The 6,267-nt window shown below is 64.7% G+C and carries 5 protein-coding genes and 2 pseudogenes; 4 read left to right on the top strand and 3 right to left on the bottom strand.

Translation table 11 applies throughout. From position 1 onward, the window contains the following. A pseudogene (locus EN879_RS20465) lies at positions 1-580 on the top strand (TOBE domain-containing protein); the annotation flags it as partial. Positions 581-616: 36 nt separating this feature from the next. Here EN879_RS20465 and EN879_RS20460 read toward each other — a convergent pair. From EN879_RS20460 to EN879_RS20450, 3 genes are all read right to left on the bottom strand, one after another. After that, complete coding sequence (locus EN879_RS20460) at positions 617-1,699, bottom strand: ABC transporter ATP-binding protein (RefSeq protein ID WP_013529417.1); 1,083 nt, start codon at positions 1,697-1,699, stop codon at positions 617-619. Then, positions 1,696-3,276 (bottom strand): iron ABC transporter permease, encoded by a 1,581-nt coding sequence (locus EN879_RS20455; RefSeq protein WP_063170345.1) that lies wholly within the window; start codon positions 3,274-3,276, stop codon positions 1,696-1,698. Before EN879_RS20455 ends, EN879_RS20460 begins: the two co-directional genes overlap by 4 nt. A 174-nt stretch (positions 3,277-3,450) precedes the next feature. Beyond that, positions 3,451-4,458, bottom strand: a complete 1,008-nt coding sequence (locus tag EN879_RS20450) for an iron ABC transporter substrate-binding protein (protein ID WP_013529419.1) — start codon at positions 4,456-4,458, stop codon at positions 3,451-3,453. A gap of 261 nt (positions 4,459-4,719) precedes the next feature. Here EN879_RS20450 and EN879_RS20445 point away from each other — a divergent pair, with 261 nt between their 5' ends. From EN879_RS20445 to EN879_RS20435, 3 genes and pseudogenes are all read left to right on the top strand, one after another. Then, positions 4,720-5,271: a sigma-70 family RNA polymerase sigma factor gene (locus tag EN879_RS20445; RefSeq protein ID WP_013529420.1), complete on the top strand. Its 552-nt coding sequence runs from the start codon at positions 4,720-4,722 to the stop codon at positions 5,269-5,271. A gap of 1 nt (position 5,272) precedes the next feature. Further along, positions 5,273-5,911, top strand: coding sequence for an NrsF family protein (locus tag EN879_RS20440; RefSeq protein ID WP_013529421.1), 639 nt, complete (start codon positions 5,273-5,275; stop codon positions 5,909-5,911). 134 nt (positions 5,912-6,045) lie between these two features. Continuing rightward, positions 6,046-6,267: pseudogene (locus EN879_RS20435) on the top strand (diguanylate cyclase); the annotation flags it as partial.

The raw sequence follows: 6,267 nt of genomic DNA, 5'->3' as shown, positions 1-6,267 counted from the left end.
GCTTTCCAATCGCGATGCCAAATTGCGTGGCCAGATGCGCGTCGAGATAAAGAACCTGCAGCGCTCGCTTGGCGTCACGTCGGTCTATGTCACACATGACCAGCTCGAGGCGATGACGTTGGCCGACATCCTCGTCGTCATGAATGCCGGACTGGTCGAACAAATGGGGGCGCCGCTCGACGTCTACGAAAGGCCGGCCTCGACCTTCGTCGCTTCCTTCATTGGCGCGCCGCCGATGAATCTCCTGCCCCTTTCGTAAGGGCCGGCTGGTCCGGCGCTGGCTGATGGCAAGACGATTGAATTTGCGCCTGCGAACGCCGTCACGCTCGGCTTCCGCCCCGAGGATGCCGACGTCACCTTCGGGTCCGAGGCACCGTCCGGCGCGCTCATCCTGCCGGCGCTGGTCGAGGCAGTCGAACCGGTAGGCGCCGAAAGTTTCCTTCACTGCGCTGCAGGTGGCAGCAGGATCGTCGTGCGGGTCGCGGGTCGCGCCACCGCCACGGTTGGCAACCAATTGCGCGTGGTTGCCAAGGCAGAAAAGCTGCACTGGTTCGATCAGGCCGGAAAGCGCGTCGGCTAATCAGAAAGATATGCCTACGCTCCACCCACGCGGCGTTCAGGCGAAGACATGCGCCTTTCCCGATACAGTCAGCCGGACGATCTCGCCGACCGCCGGCGCGTCCATGCCCGGTTTGCGCAGGACCAGCGGCGTGTTGCCGATCGCTGCCGCATCGGGCGGATCGGCATTGTTCAAGAGCCGCACCGCGACCGTGCACATCGAGCCGGCGAATTCGGATTCCGTCACCTCGCCGAACAGCATGTCCGAGGTGCCGGACATACCCTCGCGCGACGTTCTCTTCAGCGCGATCTGCTCCGGGCGAAGCATGATGCGGGCGATATCGCGGCTGTCATGGGTGTCGACCGCGATGCGGCCGAGCGGCGAGTTGGCGAAGCCATTTGATATCTTGGCCGGCAGGATGATGGCGTCGCCGAGGAATTCGGCGATCATCCTGTCCTTCGGCTTGAGATAGAGCTCGCGCGGCGTGCCGATTTGCGAGAACTTGCCGTCGCGCATCACCGCGACCTGGCTGGCGAAGGACAGCGCTTCGGCCTGGTCGTGCGTCACCAGGATGGTGGTGATGCCGGCGGCCTCCAGAAGTTCGGCCACCGCCTTGCGCATCGAGGCGCGCAGGCCGGTATCGAGCGCCGAGAACGGCTCGTCGAGAAGCATCAGCCTGGGCTTCATCGCCATGGCCCGGGCCAGCGCCACACGCTGCTGCTGGCCGCCGGAAAGCTCGTGCGGGCGGCGTTTGAGGATCGCCTTGTCGAGCCCGACGATATAGGCGAGCTCGACGATGCGCTCAGCGCGCTTGTCCTCGCCGCGGCCCATGCCGAAACCGATATTGTCGCCAATGGTCAGATGCGGAAACAGGGCACCATCCTGCGCCACCACACCGATGCCTCGGCGATATGCCGGCACCGCAGCGCCGCCGTTGGCCAATATGGCACCGTCGAGCGTGATGTGGCCCTGGTCCGGAGCCTCGAAGCCGGCAATCAGCCGCAGCAGGGTCGTCTTGCCGCAACCGGAAGGACCGACGATCGCCGTGCGGCTGCCGCTGGCGACGCTGAGGTCGACGCCGGCAAGGGCCGCCACCGGGCCGTATTGCTTGTGCAGGCCGCTGATTTCGAGAAAGCTCATCGTCCGGCCATCCGTTTCGACTGGACATAGAGCAGCCAGGTCAAGGGCAGCGACATCACCACCATGATGAAGGCGTAGGGTGCCGCCGAGGCATAATCAATCTCGCCACTGTAGGACCAGAAAGCCATCGCCAGCGTGCGGGTGCCGTTCGGTGCCAGCATCTGGGTGGCGGTCAGTTCGTTCATGATGCCGAGCGCCACCAGGGCCATGCCGGCCGCGGCACCCGGCGCCGACAGGCGGATCGTCGTCGACCACAGCGCCTGCAGCGGCGGCCGGCCGAGGCTGGAAGCGGCGCGTTCGAGTTCGACCGGCGCCTGCGCGATCGATGCCCGCAGGCTGACCAGCGCGCGCGGCAGGAACATCAGCGCATAGGCAACCAGGATGGTGAACAAGGTCTGGTAGAGCGGCAGCGCGATGCGTACGGTGATGGTGACCAGCGCCAGTGCGATGACGACCCCGGGCAGCGAGCCGACGATGTAGTTGCAGCCCTCCAGAAGACGCTGCAATGGCCCCGGCGCGCGGATCGAGATCCAGGCCATCGGCATGGCGGCGACGGTGGCGAGCAACGCGCCGGCGAGCGCCAGGAACAGCGTCTGGCCAAGCGCCAGGCCGATCTCGTCCAAGCGCCAGACAGCGGCGCCGCCGGCGGCAAGCCAGCCGCCAATGGTGACGAACGGCACGCCGAGCGCCAAAAGCGTGATGACGACAAGCAAGAGCAGGCTAGGCAGGGTGGCGCGTCCGAGGCTTGTGCGTTGCTGATGGCGCGCCGCGCCGGAGCCGACACGGGCATAGCGCTCCTCGCCGCGCACCAGCACTTCGAGGCCGAGCAGCACGAAGCAGCAGCTGACCAGCACGCCGGCCAGCATGTTGGCGGCCGGTCCATTGAAGGTCGACTGGAACTGGTCGACGATCGCCGTGGTGAAGGTGTCGAAGCGGATGAAGACATAGAGGCCGTACTCGGCCAGCAGATGCAGGCCGACCAGCAGCGAGCCGCCGCAGATGGCGAGCCGCAATTGCGGCAGCACGACCCGCCAGAACACGCGCCGGGGCCCCAGGCCGAGTGCGGCGGCGGCGTCTTCCAGGGCGGGATCGAGACGGCGCAACGCCGCCGACACCGGCAGATACAGGAACGGGAAATAGGCGATCACGGAAACCAGCACGCCGGCCCACAGGCCGTGCAGTCCCGGCACCATGGTGACCCAGGCATAGCTGTGCACAAAAGCCGGGATGGCGAGCGGCGCCACGCACAGCCAGGCCCAGAGCCGGGCGCCCGGCAGGTCGCTGCGCTCGGTCAACCAGGCCAGCGAAACCGACAGCACGATGGTGATCGGCACCGAGAGCGCGACCAGCAGGACAGTGTTGACCAGAAGCTCGCCGACACGCGGCCGGAAGACCAGTGCCGAGACTGTTTCCCAGCCGGTCTGCACCGCGATCCAGATGATGAAGGCAAGCGGCACCAGCGCCAGCAGCGCAACGAAGATGGCGGCGAGGACCAGCCAAAGCGGTGCGCGTCGCCGAGCCCTTCGGCCTGTGCCCGAAGGCAGGCCCGAATGCGCGAGATCGACCGCGGACTGCATCAGGTCAGACGCCGTGCCGTTGCCGTCCAGCGGCAGCAATTGAAAGACCGCGATCGCGGTCGGGAACACAGCGTGTCGTCATCGACGAATGCCATCTCGAAAAACAAAATCACTCCCGCGGAAGGCGAATTCCCGCGGGAGCGTGGTCGGGTGTCCTTTTAGGACGAATGGCAACTAAAGCAAGCCGGCTGCCGTCATCAGATCGGTGACCTTCTTGGAGTTCAGCGTCGTGGCATCGACCTTCGGCGCCTGCAGATCGGCGAGCGGCACCAGCTTCGGGTTGGAGTCCGCACCCTTGCCGACCGCGTACTCGAAGGAATCGCCGGTTTTCAGCACGTCCTGACCGCCTTTGCCTGTCAGCCATTTCAGGAACGCCTGGGCTTCCTTCGGATGCTTGCTCGAAGCCAGCACACCGCCGCCGGAGATCGAGACGAAGGCGCCCGGATCCTGGTTCTTGAAATAGTGCAGCGCGACATTCTTGCTGTTTTCGCCGGTCTTGGCCTGATCGCCGAAATAGTAATAGTGATAGATCACGCCGCCTTCGATCTCGCCGGCATTGACCGCCTTCATCACCGTGCTGTTGCCCTTGTAGGCGGTGAAATTGGTTTTCATCGCCTTCAGCCAGTCGGCGGTAGCGGCTTCACCTTTGAGCTGGAGCAGGGCGCTGACGATGGCCTGGAAATCGGCGCCCGAGGGGGAGGCGGCCCAACGGCCTTTCCAGCTCGGATCGGCGAGGTCCAGCATCGACTTGGGCAACTGGTCGGCAGTCAGCTTGGTCTTGTTATAGGCAAAGACCGTGCTGCGCGCGGCAACGCCGACCCATTTGCCGCTGGCCGGCTGATAGTCCTGGGGAACCTGCGCCAGCGTGTCCGCGTCGACCGGCGCGAACAGGCCGGCGCTTTCGACCAGCGCCATGGCCGGTGAGTTTTCGGTCAGGAAGACGTCTGCGGGCGAAGCAGCGCCCTCGGCGACGATCTGGTTGGAGAAATCGCTGTCGCCGCCATTGCGCACGGTGACCTTGATGCCTGTTTCCTTGGTGAAGCCTTCGGCCCACGCCTTGGTCAGGCTTTCGTGCTGGGCGTTGTAGACAATGATGCCATCCTCTTCCGCCTTTGCCGGACCGGCGATGAGGCTGATTGCCAGCGCGGCGGCGCCGGCGAGGGTGGAAAGAGCGTATTTCATGGCATTGTCCTCGATTTCGGGGGTCCTGGGTCTGTCACGGCTGCACCTATCCATACATGACAGCTATAGTCAACATTGTTGATGTGCTTCAATCGGTCGCTGACGTGCAAAGGTCGGTGCCGAACGGACAATTCCGCGTGATGCTCACGGTTCGGCGGTGCCGCAAACTTTCGTGATTTGCCGACAGTTTGGCTTGGACATTATTTCGCCGGCCACGTAACAAATCAGCGCCGAGACGCGAAAATCGGGGAGTGAACTCTTGTGAGCGGCAAGGACGAGGCCGAACTTTCCCGGCTGATGCGGGCCGCGATCGCGGGAGATGAAAGGGCTTACGCCGACTTTCTGCACCGGATTGCCGCGCTGGTTCGCGGTTTTGCCAGGCGCAAGATCGTGCAGGGCGGGGTCGATCCCGAGGATGTCGTGCAGGAAACCTTGCTGGCCATTCATGTGAAACGGCATACCTGGCGTCAGGATGCGCCGGTGTTGCCGTGGGTCTATGCGATTGCCCGCTTCAAGCTGATCGATGCGTTCAGGCGGCGCGGACGGCGCATCGAGATCGACGTCGACGATATCGCCGAGACGTTCGCCGAGCCGGAAACCGAGACCGTCAGCGAGCGCGACATCAACCGTGCATTGGACGGTCTGTCGCCGGCTCAGCGCTCCGTGGTCTCGGCCGTGTCGGTGGAAGGGCGGTCCATCGGCGAGACGGCGGCAAAGTTCGGCATCAGTGAGACGGCGGTGCGGGTGTCGCTGCATCGCGGACTTGCCGCGATAGCCAAGCGATTCGGGCAGGGGCGGTTCGGGCGGGAATGACATGAGAACGGACGATCTCATCAAGGCGCTGGACGCCGATGCAACCAGCAAGGCGATGCCGCTGCAATCGGCCTGGTGGCTGGCCGCCGGTGCGGCAGCGGTGATCGCGGCCGTCGTTTTCCTGCTGACCATCGGCCCACGCCCGGATTTCATGGCGGCCGCGCACACGATGCGCTTCCTTTCCAAATTCGTTTTCACCATCGTGCTTGCCGTCAGCGCCTTCGCCCTGATCCGCGCCTTGTCGACACCGGGTGCGTCGACGGGCCGGGCGATGGTTGGGATGGCTGCGGCGCCAGTGCTGGTAGCCGTGGCGGTGGTTCTGGAGCTTTTCATGGTGCCGGAGGCGCTGTGGGGAACCAAAATGGTCGGCTCCAACATGATGATCTGCATGGCTTTCATCCCGCTGATCGGCCTCGGTCCGCTTGCCATCTTCCTGTGGATGCTGCGCTACGGGGCGCCGACACGGCCGGTGCTTGCCGGTGCGGTGGCAGGCCTGCTCGCCGGCGGGCTGGCGGCAACCTTCTATGCCGCCCACTGCTTCGACGATTCGCCGCTTTTCGTCGCCACCTGGTACACGATAGCCATTGCAGCGCTCGCATTGCTTGGCGCGCTCGGCGGACGGTTTTTCGTGCGCTGGTAGCGTTGCGCCACGCTCGCCCGCTCGCGCATACCGATCCTTAATCATGCCGGCAATTGTTTGCCGGTTAGCGATGGCACCGGAATGCCTGACGCAACCTTTCCTTAAAATCGATCCGCCAAGGTTGAGGCGAGAACATGCGTTTGCGCACGGGGGTGGCACGTATCGTGATGCGGCGAGGATTGACCAGCCGAGAATCTCTTGGGCGTGCAGGGCTGGCGTTGCTCGTCGCCGGCCTGGGCGTGCTGGCGGCCTCGATCCTGCTGTCGCGCCTGGACCTGGGCACCGAAGCCTTGAAACTCTGCCTGCAGATCGCGATGGCAGTGGCGGCGGGCGCGCTGTTCCTCGCCGCCCTGTCC

Source organism: Mesorhizobium sp. M7A.F.Ca.AU.002.02.1.1 (assembly GCF_003998535.1).
Lineage (GTDB): Bacteria > Pseudomonadota > Alphaproteobacteria > Rhizobiales > Rhizobiaceae > Mesorhizobium > Mesorhizobium ciceri.
The sequence above is the reverse complement of the archived record's forward strand: the minus strand, read 5'-3'. Positions and strand labels throughout refer to the sequence as shown.